Origin of the sequence: Burkholderia sp. RF4-BP95 (assembly GCF_001521985.1) — a bacterium.
GTDB lineage: Bacteria > Pseudomonadota > Gammaproteobacteria > Burkholderiales > Burkholderiaceae > Burkholderia > Burkholderia diffusa.
Genome location: NZ_LOSX01000080.1, coordinates 45,928 through 64,298 on the forward strand (window position 1 = coordinate 45,928; position 18,371 = coordinate 64,298).

The following is an 18,371-nucleotide window of genomic DNA, read 5'->3' on the forward strand; positions in this document are numbered from 1 at the left end:
CTGCCGCCTGACCCGACTGCCCTCGCCATGACCGATACCCGCCCCGATTCGCACGACGACATCCTCGCCGCCACGCGGCACTGGCTCGCGCGCGCGGTGATCGGGCTCAATCTGTGCCCGTTCGCGAAGAGCGTCTACGTGAAGGAGCAGGTGCGCTATGCGATCAGCGAAGCGACGACGCTCGAGGACGCGCTCGCCGACCTCGAAACCGAGTTGCGCGCGCTCGAAGCGGCGGATCCGCAGCAGGTCGACACGACGCTCGTGATCTATCCGCGCGCATTCGCGGATTTCGTCGACTACAACGATGCGCTGTTCTTCGCCGACCGGCTCGTGCGGCAACTGCGGCTCGACGGCGTGCTGCAGATCGCGAGCTTCCATCCCGAGTACCGGTTCGAAGGCAGCGAAGCCGACGACATCGAGAACTACACGAACCGCGCGCCGTATCCGATCCTGCACCTGCTGCGCGAGGACAGCATCGCGCGCGCGGTCGACGCGTTCCCGGACGCGTCCGCGATCTACGAGAAAAATCAGGAAACGCTGCGCCGCCTCGGCCACGACGGCTGGCGCGAATGGATGCGCCGGCCGGGCGACGACGTCTGACGCGTCGCGCGTCGGCCGGCTGCCGCGCGGCAAACGGGCCGCGCGTCCGCCGGCGTCAGTCCGAAGCCGGCTCGACGGCCTCGCCCGCCGCCGCCGCGGACGCCGGCGCGAAGAAGCGCTCGTTCAGTTCGGCGAGCCCGAACATGCCGAGGATCTCGTTCAGCCGCTCGGCGGGCTTGCGGCGCGGCAGGTTCTTGTACTGCGCGATGATCAGCTCGTTCTTCATCGAATGTTCCCAGCCGACCAGCTCGGTCACGCTGACCTGGTAGCCGTGCGCCTCGAGCTGCAGGCAGCGCAGCACGTTGGTGATCTGGCTGCCGAATTCGCGCGTATGCAGCGGATGCCGCCACACTTCCGTCAGCGCGTTCGCGAGCGACTTGCCCTTGTTCTTGCGCAGCACGCCCGCGACTTCCGCCTGGCAGCATGGCACCAGCACGATGTGCTGCGCGCGTTTCGCGAGGGCGAAACGGATCGCGTCGTCGGTCGCCGTGTCGCATGCATGCAGCGCGGTGACGACATCGACCGTTTCGGGCAGCTTCGGCGACGTGATCGAATCGGCGACCGACAGGTTCAGGAACGACATGCCGCCGAACCCGAGTCGCGCGGCGAGTTCGGTGGAACGCGTGACGAGCTCCTCGCGCGTCTCGATCCCGTACACGTGCGACGCGAACGCCGGCGTGCCGTGGCCCGGCTGCTGCTTGAAGAACAGGTCGTACAGGATGAAGCCGAGATACGACTTGCCGGCGCCGTGATCGACGAGCGTCACGCCGCCCTTGTCGGCCTGCACGCTCGCGAGCAGCGGCTCGATGAACTGGAACAGGTGATAGACCTGCTTCAGCTTGCGGCGGCTGTCCTGGTTCAGCTTGCCGTCGCGGGTAAGGATGTGCAGTTCCTTCAGCAGCTCGACGGACTGCTCCGGACGGATTTCGTAGGTCTTGTTCGACATCGTGAAGCGGCGCCGGGCCACGGTCGGTCGACCACGGCCCGGCGGCGGGAATTCGTGAGGAATGGCGACAGTTTACCGAAAATACGCGATCAGGCCCGCGCGCCGAGCCGCCAGAGCGACGTAACCTCGGCGCGGCGTGCCGCGTACAGTGGGTCGTCCGCGTCGGCGGACTTCGGGTGCGCGGGGCGGATGTCTTCGCGGCCGAGCACGACGAGACCGGCTTCGTCGATCCATTGCAGCAGCGTATCGCGCGGCCGCAGGCCGAGATGCTCGGCAAAATCGGACAGGATCAGCCAGCCTTCGCCGCCCGGTTCGAGATGGTCGGCGAGCCCCGCGAGGAAACCGCGCAGCATGCGGCTGTCGGGATCGTAGACCGCATATTCGATCGGCGCGCTCGGACGGGCCGGCACCCACGGCGGATTGCAGACGACGAGCGGCGCGCGTCCGGCCGGAAACAGGTCGGCTTCGACGACCTCGACGCGCTCGGCATGACCGAGCCGCGCGACGTTCTCGCGGGCGCACGCGAGCGCGCGCGGATCCTGATCCGTCGCGACGATGCGCTCGACGCCGCGCGACGCGAGCACGGCCGCGAGCACGCCGGTGCCCGTGCCGATGTCGAACGCGAGCGACGTCGCGGGCAGCGGCGTGCGCGCGACGAGTTCGACGTATTCGCCGCGCACCGGCGAAAACACACCGTAATGCGGATGGATCGGCGCGCCGCCGAGCGCCGGAATCGGCACGCCCTTCTTGCGCCATTCGTGCGCGCCGACGAGGCCGAGCAGCTCGCGCAGCGACACGACCGACGGCGCGCCGCCCGGGCCGTATGCTTCCTCGCACGCGGCCCGCACGTCGGGCGCGCGGCGCAGCGGGATCGTGTAGTCGGCGTCGAGCGGGATCAGCAGCATCCCGAGCGTGCGGGCACGCTGCGATTGCGCGAGGCGGTGCAGGTTGAATGCGTCGACGCCCGCCGCGGCCTTCGCCTTCTTCGGCTTGCGTTCGACGCGCCGCGCCATCGCCTGCACGAGCTGGCGCGCGTTCTGGAAGTCGCCCTGCCAGACGAGCGCCGTGCCCTCGCACGCGAGGCGGTACGCGGCGTCGGCGGTGAGGCGGTCGTCGGCGGGCACGGCGCGCCTGGGCGGCTGCACGCCGGCTTCGGAGCGCCAGCGCACGGCATGTTCGGCGCCGTCGGCGTCGGTCCAGTGGAAAACGGGGAAATCGGTCACGCGAGCTCGGCTACGGTTGGCTTCAGACAGGCGGCGCTACAGGAGCGCGCCGCGCGGACCACACCATACCGCGCTTTGCCCGCGCGGCAAAGCGCGCGCGACCGCCCCGGCGTCGCGCGGGCAACCTACCCGCCCCACCCCGGCATCGGAGGCATGCGCAACGTGCCCGCATCGCTGAAGCGCACGGTGCCGAGCACGCCGCCCGCGAGCCGGCCGCGCAGCGCGTACGGCAACTCGCCGTTGGCCGCCGCGCCGGGCAGGTTCCACGCCTGGCGCGCGGCGGCGAACGCCGACACCGAAACGGGCACGTCGATCACGGCCTCGCCGAAGCGCGGCACGACGCCCGTGCGATCGCTGACGCCGCTCGCGAACGGCGTGCCGTTCAGTTCGAGCGCGACCGAAATGCCGTCGTATTCGATCGGCGTGTCATTCGGGTTCTGCACGCGCAGTTTCAGGCTGAAGCGCATCTCGAGGCCCTGTCCGACCAACGGATCGAGCCCGGCGACGGTCACGCTCACCGGCTCGCGCGTCAGGCCCGCGCAACCGCCGAGCACGAAGACGGCGGCGAACAGCAGCAGCATGGCGCGCAGCGGCGCGATACGGAACAGGGCTCGTGGCATGGGCAGGCCTCCTTGCGGCAATCGATTGACGGATCGTCGCTGCATTGTACCGAGCGCGCCACGCTGCGCCCTGATTCGTAGTTTCCGCGCGCCGCCGAGATCGTTAATAGATTAAAACTACGGAAACAAGCAGTCGAACGGAGAGCGAATTAATGCCTCCCAGCATTCAATGGCGCGCAAAAAATTCAATCGAAGCACTTTCTAATTTTTTCGTTTCCTTTACCCAAAACCATCAAGTATATTTACGCATCCTTCGAGCAGGCCGACAAACCTTCAAGCCGCATGACGGCGATTTTACGGAACGGCGACATGCCGTCCTTCCGTCCTGCGGCCTGGTACGGCCAGCCCCGTGGGCTGTCGGTTCAAAGGGAATGCACGCCCCGTGCAGGGCGGGCGGCCCCGTGTCGTGCGCGCGAAATCAATTCAGTACAACACGCGCCCGGCCATTTTGAACCGGCAAGTTAACCGACATCCGGAAACACAGAGGGGGCAGTAAACCATGATTACCTTCACGTAGTCGGCCGCCGTCTTTTCGAATAATCCGTCATTGGAATTTCTCATCGCCGTTGATTAACGGCGAGGGATTTCTTTTGCCGGCGTTTTCGCAGCACTGAACGATTCTTTCAACAATCGAGGTTTCAGTCATGTCGATCAACATTCACAAGATGCGTTACCTGCCGCTGGTCGCCGCGCTCGCGCTCGCCGGGTGCGGCGGCGACGACAGCGGCGTCGGCTCGGCTTCCGCGCTCAGCTCCGCCGGCGCGCCGCACTCGAGCTCGTCGCCCGCGGCCAACACGCCGCCGAGCGCGTCCAACGTCGACAAGAGCGTGTCGCCTGTCGAGCTGCCGGACACCGTGGTACCCGTCAACTACCGGCTGTGGTTCCGCCCGAACGAAGCGCTGAACGCGTTCGACGGGCGCGCCGATGTCGAGATCAAGGTGCTGAAGCCGGTCAACAACATCGTGATCGCCGGTCACCGCATCAAGTTCACGAATGGCCGCATCACGCTGCAGCCGGGCAACATCCAGCTGATCGCGACGCCGCAGGACAAGGGCGACTTCTACCAGCTGCGCCCCGTCGCCGGCACCATCGCGCCGGGCAACTATTCGCTGCACATGGAGTGGTCGGGCATCATCAACTTCAAGTCGTACGACGATCCGGCCACGCAGACGGGCGGCAGCTGCGGCGACGATCCGTATCCGGGCTGCTCGGCCGCGGAAGGCGTGTTCCGTGTCGACCTGAAGAGCACCGACGGCACGACGAGCGGCGCGATCCTCACGCAGGGCGAAACCAACCTGTCGCGCCAGTGGTTCCCGGGCTGGGACGAGCCGGCATTCCGGCCGACTTATGAAGTGACGGCCGAAGTGCCGCAGAACTGGCGCGTCGTGTCGAACGCGGCCGAGAAGCCGTCGACCAACGTCGGCGGCGGCTACAAGCTCGTGCAATTCGAGAAGACGCCGCCGATGCCGTCGTACCTGCTGTTCTTCGGCGGCGGCATGTTCGACACCTACGAGGACGATTTCTCGAGCCCGCTGCCGGGCGGCAAGGGCGGTCTGCACCTGCGCGTGTTCACGCCGCCGGGCATGAGCGACTGGGCGAAGCCGGCGATGGACCGCACCAAGCAGGCGCTCGACTTCTACTACCGCTACACGGGCATCCCGCTGCCGCTGACGAAGTTCGACACGGTCGCCGCGAACGACGCGTTCAAGGAGCAGAAGGACCTGAACTTCGGCGGGATGGAGAACTGGGGGTCGATCCTCGAGTTCGCCGACGACATCCTGCCGCAGCCGGGCCAGCCGATGTCGCGCTACGGTAACGAGGTGCTGACGCACGAAGTCGCGCACCAGTGGTTCGGCGACCTCGTCACGACCGACTGGTGGGACAACGTCTGGCTCAATGAATCGTTCGCGACGTTCTTCGAGACGAAGACGACGATCCAGTTCTTCCCCGACGAGTTCAGCTGGCTCGATCAGGTGAAGAACAAGTATCGCGTGATCAATCGCGACATCGGCCCGAACGCGTTCCCGGTCGCGCCGAACTTCAACGACTGGGCGTCGAACGACTTCGTGCTGAGCGCGAGCGCGTTCACGTACGACAAGGGCGGCCACGTGCTGAAGACGCTCGAGAACTATCTCGGCGAGCAAACCTTGCGCAAGGGCCTGCAGCAATACCTGGTCGACTACTCGTTCGGCAACGGCACGCCGAAGCGCCTGTGGGATGCGCTGTCGAAGGCGAGCGGCCAGCCGGTCGGCCCGATCGGCGACAGCTACGTGCGCCAGACGGGCGTGCCGCTGATCTCGCTCGATACGCAGTGCGACATGACGAAGAACCAGACGATCGTCACGCTGAAACAGCAGCCGTTCCCGAACAAGAACGCGTATCCGGGCCTGCAGTGGACGGTACCGATCACGCTCGCGTACGGCCAGGGTCTCGCGAAACACACGACGCTCGCGCTGAAGGATACGCAGACGCAAACGCGGATCGACGGCTGCACGGGCGTGGTCGCGGATCCGAGCGGTCTCGACTACTACGTCGTGAACTACAGCGACGCCGCGTGGAGCGGCCTGCTCACGCAGGTCAACGGCTCGACCGATCCGGTGCTGCTCGCGAACCTGAAGAGCGAGGCCGCGCTGCTGGTCGCGAACAACCTCGCGCCGGCTTCGCGTTCGACGTCGATCGGCTCGGTCGCCTCGCCGGCCGCGATGAAGCTGCGTCAGACGCCGAGCTTCGGCGGCATCGCGCCGACGGTGAAGGAACGTCCGTCGCTGCGCTACCAGGGCATGTTCAAGCCGCGCAAGACGCTGGTTCAGTAACGTCGTCCGGCCGACCGGTGCCGCGCAGTTCGCGGCGCCGGCCGGCGTTCGATCTTTCACGTCCTTTGGCAGGCCCCGGATACGGGGCCTGTTTTTTCGTGACCGCCGCTAGCGATCGTCGCGCCGGCGAAACGCCCACCACGCGGCGAGCGCGGTAAAGCCCGCGACCAGCAGCACCATCAGCCAGAACCCGTGCTTGTTCTCCGAGAACGGCACGCCGCCGACGTTCATCCCGAAGAAGCCCGCGACGATGTTGATCGGCAGCGCGATCACGGTCACCAGCGTCAGCGTGAACAGCGTCCGGTTGTTCTGCTCGTCGAGCCGCGAACCGATCTCTTCCTGCAACAGCTTGATCCGCTCGTTGAGCCCCGACAGATCGGCGAGCACCAGCGAGAACTCCTCGGTCGACTCGCGCAGCTCCTGCACGTCTTCGGCATGCAGCCACGCGGGCGGCTTCGCGAGCAGCCGGAAGATCGACCCCGGCTCGGGCGCGAGCATGCGCTGCAGCCGCGTGAGCGTCCGGCGCATCGCGCCGAGTTCGACGCGATTCGACGTGAGCCGTTGCGACAGGAAGCGATCCTCGATGCGGTCGACGTCGATGCTCGTGCGCCGCATGATCTGGATCAGCAGGTCGGCCTGGTCGCGCAGCAGGTGCACGAGCAGTTCGGCCGGCGAGCGGAACCGCTCGCCGTCGCGCACGCAGGCGCGCAGCGTGTCGACCGAGCGCAGCGGCTTGAGCCGCGCGGTGACCATGATACGCCGCTCGACGTGGACGAACAGCGTCGCGATTTCCGACGGCGTCAGCTCGAGGTTGAACATCACGTCGTTGACGATCGCGCGCAGCGCGCCGTCCTCCTGCTCGATGCGCGTCGAGCGCGATCCTTCGTGAAGGAATTCGAAGAAGCTGTCGGGCAATCCGAGGTGCGTGCGCATCCAGCGCTCGCTTGCGCCGTGCGCGAGATTGAAGTGCAGCCAGACGAAATCGTCCGAGGCGGCCGCATCGCGCTCGCGGCACGTGCGCAGCCATCCAGCGGCCGCGTCGGCGTCGAGCATCGCACCCGAGCCGCCCGGGACGAAGCGGAATCCGCACACCATGCCGGACGTATCGGCGCCGTAAGTCTGTACGATCAGGTCCATCGTGTCGAAGGTGGTGCGGCGCGCACCGCGCCGCGCATCGCGCATTGCGGCGCCACGCCGGGAAATTGAAAGGAAACGTATGCCCGACGCATGCGACATTTTCGTGACGGTGTCGCATACGGACGTCCGGTGTCGGGTGTCCGGCGGCCCCAAAAACAACGCGCCGCCCATTGGGCGGCGCATGTGCGACGAGCAGGCCGGCGTGACGCGTGGTTACTGCCGCGTCTCCGACTGCGCGGCGGTCGGGCAGGCCGGATCCTTGCCCCAGTGGCCGTCGCAGACGCGCCAGCGGCACAGCTGATCCTCGAAGAAGCCGCGCTCCGAGCACTCCTTCACGCGCGCCGCGAGCGAACCGCCCGTCGTGGCGGCCGTCTTGGTCGGCACGGCCTGCCCCTTCTGCGCGGCGACTTTCTTGTCGGCCGGCTTCGTGCGTGCGACGAGCGCGGCGAGCAGGTCCGCATCCGGGTCGTCCTTCCCGGCGGCCTTCGCGCTCGCGGTACGGGTCGTCGCGTCATGACGCTTCTTCGCCTGCGCGAGTTCCGCCTGCTGTTCCTTGTGGTGCTTGCGGGCCTCCGCCTTCGCGTCGGCCTTCGTGTCGGCCTTCGCATCGGCCTTGCCGCGTGCGGCGACCTTGCCGCTCTGCGCGGCGTCGGCCTTCGCCGATTTCGTCGTCGCAGCCGCGGCGGCGGCCGTCGCGGCGACGGCGCCTGCCGTGGCCGCGCCCGACGCGTCGTCGGCGCCGTTCGCGAGCGCGCGCGACAGGCGGCTGTTGTCCGCGCCCGATGCGCCCGATGCGGACGCAACGGTCTGGGACGCCGCATCGTCATTGACGATCGTGGCCGGTTGCGCGGCGGGAGCGGCCGACGCGGCATTCTGCGCGACCTGCACGGCGGCGCCGCTGGCTGCCTCGGCCTTTGCCGCTGCCTGTGCGGGCGCGGCGGCCACGACGGCCTGCTCGCCGGATTGCTGCTGCCAGCGCCATGCCCCCCAGCCGCCGACGGCGACCACGAGCGCGACGACGGCCGCGATCGGCCCTTTCAGCGAGCGGCGCGGCGCTTCGGCCGGCGGCGTGACACGTCCTTCCAGATTCGCGAGAATGCGCGACTGCTGCGGTCCGCCCTCGCCTGCCGGTTTGGTATCGGACAGCAGGCTCGGCGGGGTTTTCGAATTTGAATTTTCCGGCGCACTCATTCAGCGTCTCATTGAATCCTGGTTTAATTCACCGCGATAATATAGCCCGGCCTCTCAAAGCAGCCTGATTCTAAGAGCAAGCATTGCAAAACACAATCAATTCCAATTTCCGGGGATTTCGTTGATTGCCGTCGCACTCGTCGCCTATTTCGCCCTTGCCGTCGCGGTCGCGGCACTGTTGCTTTTACCGGGTATCCGCACGGCGGTTTTCGAATCCGTCGCCCAGTTTCACGGCCGTCTGACACGCCGTGCGAACGCTCGCGCCGCACGCACGCGAAGTCAAATTGTTAAATCGGCAACCGTTACGCGCGGCGCATTAAGCGATGTGCAAAATTTACTGATTCGGCGGCGCTTGATGATTATGGTATCGGCAGGTATTCTTGCGACGCCGCCATTGGTGGCCATTGCGTTACGCGGTCGGCAATTGTTTCAGTACGACGACACGGCGCGCGTGCCCGACGAAAAGATCGCCGCGCTGCTGCAGGGCGAACAACTCGTGCCGCCCCCGCCGTTGCCGCCGGAAGTCTTTGCCACGAAGGAAGTCGAACAGGTGCGGCCGGCACTGAAGGATGCAAGCCGCGACTGGAACCTGCTGGATCCCGATTTCCGTACGCGTTTGTTGCTGGTCTACAAGATCATGCACGAACAATATGGTTACGAGATGGCGCTGCTGGAAGGTTATCGGAGCCCGGAACGACAGAATCGGCTCGCGCAGATGGGCACCAACGTGACCAATGCGGCGGCCTTCCAGAGTTATCACCAATTCGGGCTCGCGGCCGACAACGCGTTTCTGCGCGACGGCAAGCTGGTCATTTCCGAGAAAGATCCCTGGGCGATGCGCGGCTACCAGTTGTACGGACAGGTTGCCGAGCAGGTCGGCCTGACCTGGGGGGGCCGATGGAAAATGATGGATCTCGGGCACGTGGAATACCATAAACCCGGTTTTAAACTGGGACGCGGCAGCTAGTCAGGGCTGCCGGACAAGAAATAATGAGGGCGGCATGGGGCTTTTTAATCATCCGGCAGGAAACGATTTGAGCGGCGCAATCGATCGGGCATTCCGTTGCACGATTTTTTCCGATCGCCGCTTCCGTTTTAATTCTCACAGCGTCCTTTCATTATTGCGCGCGCCTTCTCCGATGCCGCGGGCGCATTGATGCCAGCCCCCTTCATCCCGTTTGACAGCATGGCGACACACCGCGGCGCCACGCTTGCCGCTCGGCGCGCCTGCGTCGCCTCACCGAATCGCACCGGAACCTGAACGTCCTATGCAACGCATCCTCAACGTGCTGACTCATCCGCGTACGCTCTCGATTGTCGGGATCATCGCGCTAGCGGCGATTCTCTTCATCGTCGCCGACATGCTGCAGCTGCCGCTCCTGTGGGCGGCGATCGCCTTCGCGGCGATCCTCGTGCTGTGGCTCGGCGTCGCGCTGGTGCGCCGCTGGCGCGTGAAGCGCGCGAACCAGCAGCTCGGCCAGGTGCTGGAAGAGCAGGCGGAAAGCGGCAAGATCGCCGCGCCGGCCGCGGCCGCGCTCGCACCCGACACGAAGACGGCCGACCTCGACGTGCTGCGCACGCGCCTCTCCGACGCGGTCAAGACGATCAAGACGTCGAAGATCGGCCAGGTGTCGGGCGGCTCCGCGCTGTACGAGCTGCCGTGGTACATCGTCATCGGCAACCCGGCCGCCGGCAAGAGCAGCGCGGTGCTGAACTCCGGCCTGCAGTTTCCGTTCGCGGACAAGAACAGCGCCGTGATCCACGGCATCGGCGGCACGCGTAACTGCGACTGGTTCTTCACGACCGAAGGGATCCTGCTCGACACGGCCGGCCGCTACTCGGTGCACGAGGAAGACCGCAGCGAATGGCTCGGCTTCCTTGGCCTGCTGAAGCGCTATCGCCCGAAGGCGCCGATCAACGGCATCATCGTTACCGCGAGCATCGCCGAACTGACGGGCAACCGCCCCGAATTCGCGATCAACCTCGCGAAAAACCTCCGCCAGCGCGTTCAGGAGCTGACGGAAAAGCTCGAGGTGTTCGCGCCGGTCTACGTGATGTTCACGAAGGCCGACCTGATCACTGGCTTCACCGAATTCTTCAGCAGCAGCGACAAGCACGAATACGACCGCGTGTGGGGCGCCACCCTGCCCTACGAGCCTGACGACAAGCGCGACGTCGTCGCGCAGTTCGATACGCACTTCGAGGAACTCTACGAAGGGCTGAAGGAAATCAGCGTCGCGCAGCTGTCGCTGTCGCGCGGCAACCAGCTGTCGCCGGGCCAGTTGAGCTTCCCGCTCGAATTCTCGACGATCAAGCCGGCGCTGCGCGCGTTCCTCGCGACGCTGTTCGAGAACAACCCGTTCCAGTACAAGCCGATCTTCCGCGGCTTCTACTTCACCAGCGCGCTGCAGGAGGGCGAAACCAACAGCGCCGCCGCGCAGCGCATCGCGCACCGCTTCGGCCTCGACGCGAGCGCGCTGCCCAAGCCGCACAGCGCGTTTTCGAAGAACGGCTTCTTCCTGCGCGACCTGTTCTCGAAGGTGATCTTCGCGGACCGCCAGACCGTGCGCCAGTTCGCGAGCCCGACCAAGACCCGCCTGCGCTACGCGACCTTCTTCGGCTTCGTCGCGGCGCTCGCGCTCGCGCTCGGCGGCTGGACCTGGTCGACGATCGGCAACCAGCAGCTCGTCGCGAACGTGCAGGCCGACCTCGACAACGTCACGCGCCTGCAACAGGGCCGCAACGACCTGCAGTCGCGTCTGCAGGCGATGGACATCCTGGAAGACCGGATCGAACAGCTCGAGCAGTTCCGCCGCGACAAGCCGGTGTCGGTGTCGCTCGGCCTGTACCAGGGCGACCGTCTCGAACAGCACCTGCTGACCGAGTACTACAACGGCGTGCGCCAGATCCTGCTGGCGCCGGTCTCGCAGAACCTCGCGTCGTTCATGAAGGACGTGAACGCGCACCCCGAACAGCTCGTGCCGATGACGCGCCCGCCCGAATCGGGCGCCGTGCAGGGCGGCGCGATTCCCGTGTCGACGAACCCGCCGGGCGCCACGCCGCTCGCCGGCGCCGCGCAGGGCGCATCCGCCGCGACGGCCGCCGCGCCGCAACAGGCGGCGGCACCGCAGGGCGGGCTGTACAGCGACGCGTCGCCGACCAACGTGCAGGACGCGTACAACGCGCTGAAGACCTACCTGATGCTGTCCGACAAGCGCCACGTCGAACAGGCGCACCTGACCGACCAGCTCGCCCGCTTCTGGCGCGGCTGGCTCGAGACGAATCGCGGCAACATGCCGCGCGACGAGATGATCAAGAGCGCCGAGCGCATGATCTCCTTCTACCTCGCGCGCGTGAACGACGACGACTGGCCGATGATCGACGCGAACCTCGCGCTCGTCGACCAGACCCGCGAGAACCTGCGCCGCGTCGTGCGCGGCATGCCGGCCCGCCAGCGCGTCTATGAGGAAATCAAGGCACGCGCGTCGACCCGCTTCGCGCCGATGACCATCGCGCGCATCGTCGGCGACGGCAACCAGGGGCTGGTCGCCGGCAGCTACGCGATTCCGGGCACGTTCACGCGCGAGGCGTGGTTCGACTACGTGCAGCCGGCGATCCGCGACGCGGCGACCAAGGAACTGCAGGCGAAGGACTGGGTGCTGAACACGTCGACGCAGGACGACCTGACGCTGGAAGGCAGCCCCGAGCAGATCCAGAAGACGCTCGTCGGGATGTACAAGACCGAATACGCGCAGCACTGGCAGAAGTTCATGCAGGGCATCGCGGTGCAGGGCTTCAGCAGCTTCGGCCAGGCCGTCGACGGGATGAACCGCCTCGGCGACCCGCAGGATTCGCCGATCCGCAAGATCCTCGAGACCGCGTACGACCAGACGTCGTGGGACAACCCGTCGCTGGCGAACGTCGCGATCAAGAAGGCGCAGACCGGTGTCGTGAACTGGGTCAAGCAACTGTTCACGCGCTCGCAGGCCGGCCAGATGGCGGCCGCGAACATCGACATCAACGGCAATCCGGCCGAGGTGCCGATGGGTCCGATCGGCCAGGAATTCATCGGGCTCGCGCGGATCGTCGCGACGCACGACGGCACGTCGATGCTCAAGGGCTACATGGACTCGCTGTCGAAGGTCCGCACGCGCTTCAACGTGATCAAGAACCAGGGCGACCCCGGCCCCGGCGCGCGCCAACTGATGCAGCAGACGCTCGACGGCAACGGTTCGGAACTGGCCGATTCGCTGAAGTTCGTCGACGAGCAGATGCTGACCGGCCTGACCGACTCGCAACGCAAGTCGCTGCGTCCGCTGCTGGTGCGCCCGCTGATGCAGGCGTTCTCGGTGGTGATCCAGCCGGCGAGCGCCGAAGTCAACAAGGTGTGGAACGCGCAGGTCTACCAGCCGTTCCAGAGCTCGCTCGCGACGAAGTACCCGTTCGCGGCGAACGCGAAGGTCGAGGCCGGCGCCGGTGAAATCGCGCAGGTGTTCGGTCCGGACGGTGCGATCGCGAAGTTCGTCGGCACGACGCTGGGCCCGCTCGCGGTGCGCCGCGGCGACACGCTCGCGGCCCGCACGTGGGGCGACATGGGCATCGGCCTCACGCCCGACTTCACGAACGGCTTCGCGCGCTGGGTCGCCCCGCTCGCCGGCGGCGCCGCAGGCGGCACGGCCGCGGCGGCCGAACCGCAGACCGTGTTCCAGATCCTGCCGCAGCCGAGCACGGGCACGACGGAATACACGATCGCGATCGACGGCCAGCAACTGCGCTATCGCAACACGCCGCCGCAGTGGACCAACTTCGTGTGGCCGAACCCGCAGGGCTCGCCGGGCGCGACGCTGTCCGCGACGACCTTCGACGGTCGCACCGTGCAGCTCGTCAACGAACCGGGCCGCTACGGTCTCGAGAAGCTGATCAACTCGGCGCAGCGCAAGCGCCGTCCGGACGGCACCTTCGACCTCACGTGGGTCCAGGGCAGCGTGAACGTGTCGGTGACGATGCGCATCATCAGCACGTCGCAGCCGACGAGCGGCGGCGGCGACCAGCCGCAGCAGCAGAGCCTGCGCGGCCTGCAGCTGCCGTCGTCGGTCGCCGACGCAAGCGCGGGCGCCGCGCAGAACGCGACGCAGGCGGGCACGGGCGCGCCGGCCGCGGCACCGGCACCGGCGCCGGCCGTCGCGGCCGCCGCCGCAACGAATGCACAGGGGGCGCAATGACGCAAACCGTTCAGGCGCAGATCGCCTACTTCGGCAAGATTCCGTCGCGCGGCGACTTCGTGAAGAGCCCGCACAATCCGCAGCTGCTGCAGACGCTCGATCGCTGGATCGCGCAGGCGCTCGAACTGCTCGCGGAAGATCCGCGCTGGAAGATCGTCTACGAGGATGCGAAGCCGATGCATTTCGCGTTCCTCGGCTCGCGCAGCAAGCTCGCGATCGCGGGGCACATGGTCGCGAGCCACGACGTGTCGATGCGCCGCTTCCCGTTTCTCGGCGCGACCGCGCTCGAGGTCGACCGGCCGCTCGCGTTCCTCGCGCGCAGCCCGCTCGCATTCGCCCGGCTGTGGTCGCGCGTCGCCGCGCAGATGCCGCCGCTGCTCGCGAAGGAGGAGCCGCCCGGCGCGCTGCAGGCGCTCGGCGACACGCAGGTGCCGATCGACATCGGCGGCCCCGGCACGTCGCATGACGGCACCTTCAACGACTTCATCGAACACCAGTCGCTGTATGGCCTGCAGCAGATGCTGCTCGAAAGCGGCCATCCGGTCCGGCTGCGCGGCGCCATGCTCGCGCTCGGCTCGCTGCTGCGGCCCGTGATGCAGAGCGGCTCGTCGCACATCGAGCGCGGCCTGACGCTGCCGCTGCCGGTCGACCCGTTCTATCGCAGCCTCGTCGCCGCGTTCTGGCTCGAACTGATCGCGCCGTTCGTCGCGCAGGCCGACTTCGAGCTCGCGATCTTCATCGGCACGATCGCCGAGCGCGAACGGCTGATCATCGGCTTCAACGGCGCGTCGTCGAAGACGCTGCTGAGCGTCGTCGACCCGCAGACCTACGCCGCCCACAACATCGACATCGACGATCCCGAATGGATCGACGCCCATGCGCAAAACGATCAGCAGATCAGCAAGCTCGTCAGCTACCTCGACCAACCGCAACTCTCGCTGCGCGTCGCCATCGACGCGTTCCGCGAAGCGTTCATCGGAGGCTGACGGGATGCAACGCACGATTCACGTCCGCCGCACGCGCTGCTCGGCATTCGTTGCCGCCCTCGCCGCCGCCGGCCTCGTCGCCAGCGGCGCGGCCCATGCGCAGAACACCGGCGGCGCGACCGTCACGCCGGTCGGCAACGGCACGGTCGCGACCGCGGCCCTGCCCGCGAACGCCAACCCCGGCGCCGCGCCGGCCACGGCGTCCGGCACGGTGGTGCACGGCACGGCCGGCACGATCTCGCCGCCGCCCGCGAACGCGACGCCGGGCCAGGTGGTGGTCGGCGGCAAGGTGCCCGACGAGGCGACCAAGGCCGCCGTGCTGCAGAAACTGCGCGACACCTACGGCGCGACGAACGTGGTCGACCAGATCGAGGTCGGCGACGTCGCGACGCCGCCGAACTGGAGCGCGAACGTGCAGAAGCTGCTCGGCGCGCAGTTGAAGCAGATCAGCAAGGGCCAGTTGAAGATCAACGGCACGCAGATCGAGATGAAGGGCGAGGTACACAACGAGGCGCAGCGCCAGCAGCTCGCGAGCGACATGGCGAACACGCTGAATCCGACGTACACGATCAAGAACGGGCTGCGCGTGTCGGCGTCCGAGCAGGGGCTGCTCGACCAGACGCTGGCCAATCGCACGATCGAGTTCGAGACGGGCAGCGCGACGCTCACGCCGCAAGGCAAGCAGATTCTCGACCAGATGGCGGCCGCGCTGTCGAAGCTGCAGAACCGCACCGTCGACATCATCGGCCATACCGACAACTCGGGAAACCGGACGTCGAACATCGCGCTGAGCCAGGCGCGCGCGGATGCGGTGAAGGGTTATCTGATCACGAAGAGCATCCCGCCGCAGCAGATGACGACGACGGGCGTCGGGCCGGATCAGCCGATTGCGCCGAACGATACGGCGGAGGGGCGGGCGAGGAATCGGCGGATCGAGTTTAGGGTGGGGCAGTAGGCGAAGCATTCAGAGGCAGAGAATCCAGCAAATCCGATGAAATTCGCCTTGCGCTGCTTGCGATCCGCCATTCTTCTGGTCGTCGGTGTGGTCTTCGTGCTGATGGGCGTGGCTGGCGCGATCAATTCCGCCATCCTCGTTCGCGCCGGCGCGTGGCCCCACGTCCCCGCCTTCGTCGAGCAATGCGAGTTGTCTCTGCGATATGGCAAGTCCGACGCGACGTGGGAGGCGCACGCTGTCTTCCGCTATGGTGCAGGACAGACGCAGCACTACGAGACAACGTGGCAGCCTGCCGGGTCGCCCGTTTATTCGCGTTCGGCCGCATCGAACATCAGTCGCGAACAGTTCGCCGCGTTCACGAAGACGTATTGCAGCGACGCCGCGAACGATGGCCTGCGCGTTTCGCCGATGTTTCCAGGTATTGCCCGGCGCAACGAAGCGGTTGTAGGCAGGGAATGGGTACGTGAAATCGGATTCGGTCTGTTTGCGCTGGTCGGCGGGCTGATGCTGTGTGCGATGAGCATTTCGATGCTGCCGTGGATCGAGGATCGCAACAAGTACGCGGTGAGGCGCAAGATGCGGCGGGCGCGGAATCGGGTCAGCGGTAAGTGATTCGGACATACAGGCTGATTTCGGATCGCGCTTGGCCGCCGCCACCTAAGGGCGACTGATCGCCGTAGTCCGTGGCCCGAGGATCGGGTGTTCATTGATCATGCGGCTACTTCTTGTCGTCCCGTAGAGTCATCGTTCGTTGCTCCGTTGGCTCGGGCAAGCACTGCACCTGCCCCGGACATCCTCATGGCGAAACGTCTTCCGGAAGCGGCGCCGTAGCCGTCTAATCCAACTTACGCCACCAACAGTCCTTGCCGACTCGCAGGGAGCGCCTCATTTCACTGCGCAAGAATGACCCTCTTGCCAGTCTGACGCTCAAGCTTCAATGCCAAATACACTCGAAAAAATATGGTCTTCACATATGTATTTCCGATGATCGAGATGGACATCGGAAATCCGAGGAGCGACATGACTATGCATAGTACGTTCGATCCAACACACTCGCCCAGAACATGGTTTGCATTCGATCCGATCGCTGCAGCAAAAGGCATCAAGTATGCGATTACCGACATCAATGCTGCTTTCAACGGGGTTCTCGACGTCAAGTGATCGGTGTACCCGCCGCATGAATGGCGCAGAATCAGATTCTTGCCATCATCATGGCAAATGGTATTCACGACTGCCTTTTCTTCACGGCGCGTCGAAAATCTAAAAGAACCATGGTAGCGTGCCACACGATAATGGTAAAACACACCAGTACCACCGACGCTTTCAGGAAAGCTTGCATCAGGATATACAACACGTAGAACAACCAGACGAATGCAATCATCAACCACGGAACCAGCGTCAGCATCGAGACAATGCCTTCGACCCAGAGTCTCCGTGACCGCCGATTCATCGAATAGTGAACATACAACACGATCGACACAAAGCACTTTACCGCCAGCGTCAACTTCCACACCCAGTGCGCCACCACACCTAGTTGCGAGAAAACGTAATAGATGCCGGCCACGAGCATACCGAGCGCCAGCTCGATCACGGCCAGCCTTCCGTGCTGATCTATCGGCGAACCATCGTCAAGGTGGGATTTCATCATTTTCAAGTCGAAATTCCCGCGGACCTCACGCTAGCGCCAGAGCAACGTACTTGCCCAATCTCCCCACCGATGTCCGCCGGCCCCATCTTTGGTGTTTCCTGCTTCGCTTTGACAGTGTGTTGACCGATTCGACGTCGCGCCACGGTGTTACTTTCAACGAAAGCTGCTGCCCCCCGATTGAGAGCAGGCATTCCCACAATCATCTAACACCATTTAATTCGACTGATGGCCAATCCCACGGATGATTTCTGTGAACCATCCGATGGACGGGCTACTTCCATACGCTTATTCATCGATCAATATGACAGGCTTCCCACGGGCACGCTCCAGCCGTAGTGGCAAGCGAATCATCAGCAAGTAAGCCTTTACGATGATACCCATAAAAAGTTGCGAGGCAGGACACAACAGCAGCGCAACAAAAAGAAGCAAGTCTCTCGACGCCGGAAACGGTATCACAACCCTCGATGCTAAAAACACAGCCGGAGCTGCTAGCAATACGAGCCCCAAGCAAAATTGCTCACCCAAACCTCGAGCATCCGCGTATGCATTCACCTGTTGAATTCCTGGCAAACGGTACTCAATTTCATTGCCAGCATCCTTGAACACATGCGCCAAAAAATCCGGCTTATTAAGCACTGCAGATACCCGGCGACCAATCAGAACGCCCCACAAAATCGTCCCGGCGACCGCCACAGCGATACAAATAAAGCGAACATCAAAAGGCATCGATGCCGACGAAAAATAAAAAACCCAAGATATCCCGGCAACAAACAAATAAAGCGAGCAAGCACCCAATACGTTGAATATTCCATACAAAAACAGCCTCCCCCGCCCGCCATCTGCGCGCCAGGCAACAATTTGCCCGATCATCGCAGCCACCACCCAAAAAACGGACAACTTCAACGGAAGCGTACTCCCTGAAAATAGCGGCAAACCAAGAATATAGGCGCAACCGACAAGAAAAGCCCCCAACATCAGATTAGCCTTGAAAAGCGCGCCAAAACGCTGTGACAATTCTCGCCCCCTCATT

Annotated in this window: 15 protein-coding genes; 8 read left to right on the forward strand and 7 right to left on the reverse strand. The window is 65.2% G+C overall.

The features are described 5' to 3' along the window. Positions 1-27 precede the first annotated feature (27 nt). Positions 28-600, forward strand: a complete 573-nt coding sequence (locus tag WS46_RS27030) for a DUF1415 domain-containing protein (RefSeq protein ID WP_059692336.1) — start codon at positions 28-30, stop codon at positions 598-600. 55 nt (positions 601-655) lie between these two features. On the opposite strand, the gene WS46_RS27035 is transcribed toward WS46_RS27030, so the two are convergent. From WS46_RS27035 to WS46_RS27045, 3 genes are all read right to left on the reverse strand, one after another. Beyond that, positions 656-1,546 carry an SAM-dependent methyltransferase gene (locus WS46_RS27035; RefSeq protein WP_059692337.1) on the reverse strand — a complete coding sequence of 297 codons (891 nt, stop codon included), beginning with the start codon at positions 1,544-1,546 and terminating at the stop codon, positions 656-658. A gap of 89 nt (positions 1,547-1,635) precedes the next feature. Beyond that, the gene (locus WS46_RS27040; protein WP_059692338.1) at positions 1,636-2,769 is read right to left on the reverse strand and encodes a class I SAM-dependent methyltransferase; all 1,134 of its coding nucleotides are present in this window, start codon (positions 2,767-2,769) and stop codon (positions 1,636-1,638) included. Between the two features lie 125 nt (positions 2,770-2,894). Continuing rightward, entirely contained in the window at positions 2,895-3,389 is a 495-nt protein-coding gene (locus WS46_RS27045; protein ID WP_059692339.1) for an LEA type 2 family protein, read from the reverse strand. Positions 3,390-4,033: 644 nt separating this feature from the next. Here WS46_RS27045 and WS46_RS27050 point away from each other — a divergent pair. After that, the gene (locus WS46_RS27050; RefSeq protein WP_059532774.1) at positions 4,034-6,202 is read left to right on the forward strand and encodes a M1 family metallopeptidase; all 2,169 of its coding nucleotides are present in this window, start codon (positions 4,034-4,036) and stop codon (positions 6,200-6,202) included. 108 nt (positions 6,203-6,310) lie between these two features. Here the strand turns inward: WS46_RS27050 and WS46_RS27055 are convergent, their stop codons facing one another. Together WS46_RS27055 and WS46_RS27060 are read right to left on the reverse strand one after the other, a co-directional pair. Continuing rightward, complete coding sequence (locus WS46_RS27055) at positions 6,311-7,339, reverse strand: transporter (RefSeq protein ID WP_059692393.1); 1,029 nt, start codon at positions 7,337-7,339, stop codon at positions 6,311-6,313. Positions 7,340-7,552: 213 nt separating this feature from the next. After that, a complete protein-coding gene (locus tag WS46_RS27060; protein WP_059692340.1) occupies positions 7,553-8,530 on the reverse strand; it encodes a hypothetical protein in 978 nt (325 codons plus the stop codon). A 121-nt stretch (positions 8,531-8,651) separates the two neighbouring features. Here WS46_RS27060 and WS46_RS27065 point away from each other — a divergent pair, with 121 nt between their 5' ends. From WS46_RS27065 to WS46_RS27090, 6 genes are all read left to right on the forward strand, one after another. Next, on the forward strand, positions 8,652-9,497 hold the full coding sequence (locus WS46_RS27065) for a M15 family metallopeptidase (protein ID WP_059532780.1): 846 nt from the start codon (positions 8,652-8,654) through the stop codon (positions 9,495-9,497). A gap of 301 nt (positions 9,498-9,798) precedes the next feature. Then, positions 9,799-13,752 carry a type VI secretion system membrane subunit TssM gene (gene tssM / locus WS46_RS27070; protein ID WP_059692341.1) on the forward strand — a complete coding sequence of 1,318 codons (3,954 nt, stop codon included), beginning with the start codon at positions 9,799-9,801 and terminating at the stop codon, positions 13,750-13,752. Beyond that, complete coding sequence (tagF, locus tag WS46_RS27075) at positions 13,749-14,738, forward strand: type VI secretion system-associated protein TagF (protein WP_059692342.1); 990 nt, start codon at positions 13,749-13,751, stop codon at positions 14,736-14,738. The genes tssM and tagF overlap by 4 nt, the downstream gene beginning before the upstream one ends. 4 nt (positions 14,739-14,742) lie before the next feature. Then, positions 14,743-15,693, forward strand: a complete 951-nt coding sequence (locus WS46_RS27080) for an OmpA family protein (RefSeq protein ID WP_059692343.1) — start codon at positions 14,743-14,745, stop codon at positions 15,691-15,693. Positions 15,694-15,729: 36 nt separating this feature from the next. Beyond that, positions 15,730-16,305 (forward strand): hypothetical protein, encoded by a 576-nt coding sequence (locus tag WS46_RS27085; protein ID WP_059692344.1) that lies wholly within the window; start codon positions 15,730-15,732, stop codon positions 16,303-16,305. A 372-nt stretch (positions 16,306-16,677) separates the two neighbouring features. After that, entirely contained in the window at positions 16,678-16,854 is a 177-nt protein-coding gene (locus tag WS46_RS27090) for a hypothetical protein (protein WP_156443193.1), read from the forward strand. Positions 16,855-16,918: 64 nt separating this feature from the next. Here WS46_RS27090 and WS46_RS27095 read toward each other — a convergent pair whose 3' ends face one another. Together WS46_RS27095 and WS46_RS27100 are read right to left on the reverse strand one after the other, a co-directional pair. Continuing rightward, a complete protein-coding gene (locus tag WS46_RS27095; protein WP_059692346.1) occupies positions 16,919-17,341 on the reverse strand; it encodes a hypothetical protein in 423 nt (140 codons plus the stop codon). Between the two features lie 285 nt (positions 17,342-17,626). Next, positions 17,627-18,355, reverse strand: a complete 729-nt coding sequence (locus WS46_RS27100) for a hypothetical protein (RefSeq protein ID WP_156443194.1) — start codon at positions 18,353-18,355, stop codon at positions 17,627-17,629. Positions 18,356-18,371: the final 16 nt, after the last annotated feature.

Bases quoted from the DNA above. Each gene is read 5' to 3' on its own strand.
- WS46_RS27030 (WP_059692336.1), top strand. From the start codon at position 28: ATGACCGATACCCGCCCCGATTCGCACGACGACATCCTCGCCGCCACG.
- WS46_RS27035 (WP_059692337.1), bottom strand. From the start codon at position 1,546: ATGTCGAACAAGACCTACGAAATCCGTCCGGAGCAGTCCGTCGAGCTG.
- WS46_RS27045 (WP_059692339.1), bottom strand. From the start codon at position 3,389: ATGCCACGAGCCCTGTTCCGTATCGCGCCGCTGCGCGCCATGCTGCTG.
- WS46_RS27050 (WP_059532774.1), top strand. From the start codon at position 4,034: ATGTCGATCAACATTCACAAGATGCGTTACCTGCCGCTGGTCGCCGCG.
- WS46_RS27055 (WP_059692393.1), bottom strand. From the start codon at position 7,339: ATGGACCTGATCGTACAGACTTACGGCGCCGATACGTCCGGCATGGTG.
- WS46_RS27060 (WP_059692340.1), bottom strand. From the start codon at position 8,530: ATGAGTGCGCCGGAAAATTCAAATTCGAAAACCCCGCCGAGCCTGCTG.
- tssM (WP_059692341.1), top strand. From the start codon at position 9,799: ATGCAACGCATCCTCAACGTGCTGACTCATCCGCGTACGCTCTCGATT.
- tagF (WP_059692342.1), top strand. From the start codon at position 13,749: ATGACGCAAACCGTTCAGGCGCAGATCGCCTACTTCGGCAAGATTCCG.
- WS46_RS27080 (WP_059692343.1), top strand. From the start codon at position 14,743: ATGCAACGCACGATTCACGTCCGCCGCACGCGCTGCTCGGCATTCGTT.
- WS46_RS27085 (WP_059692344.1), top strand. From the start codon at position 15,730: ATGAAATTCGCCTTGCGCTGCTTGCGATCCGCCATTCTTCTGGTCGTC.
- WS46_RS27090 (WP_156443193.1), top strand. From the start codon at position 16,678: ATGATCGAGATGGACATCGGAAATCCGAGGAGCGACATGACTATGCAT.
- WS46_RS27095 (WP_059692346.1), bottom strand. From the start codon at position 17,341: ATGATGAAATCCCACCTTGACGATGGTTCGCCGATAGATCAGCACGGA.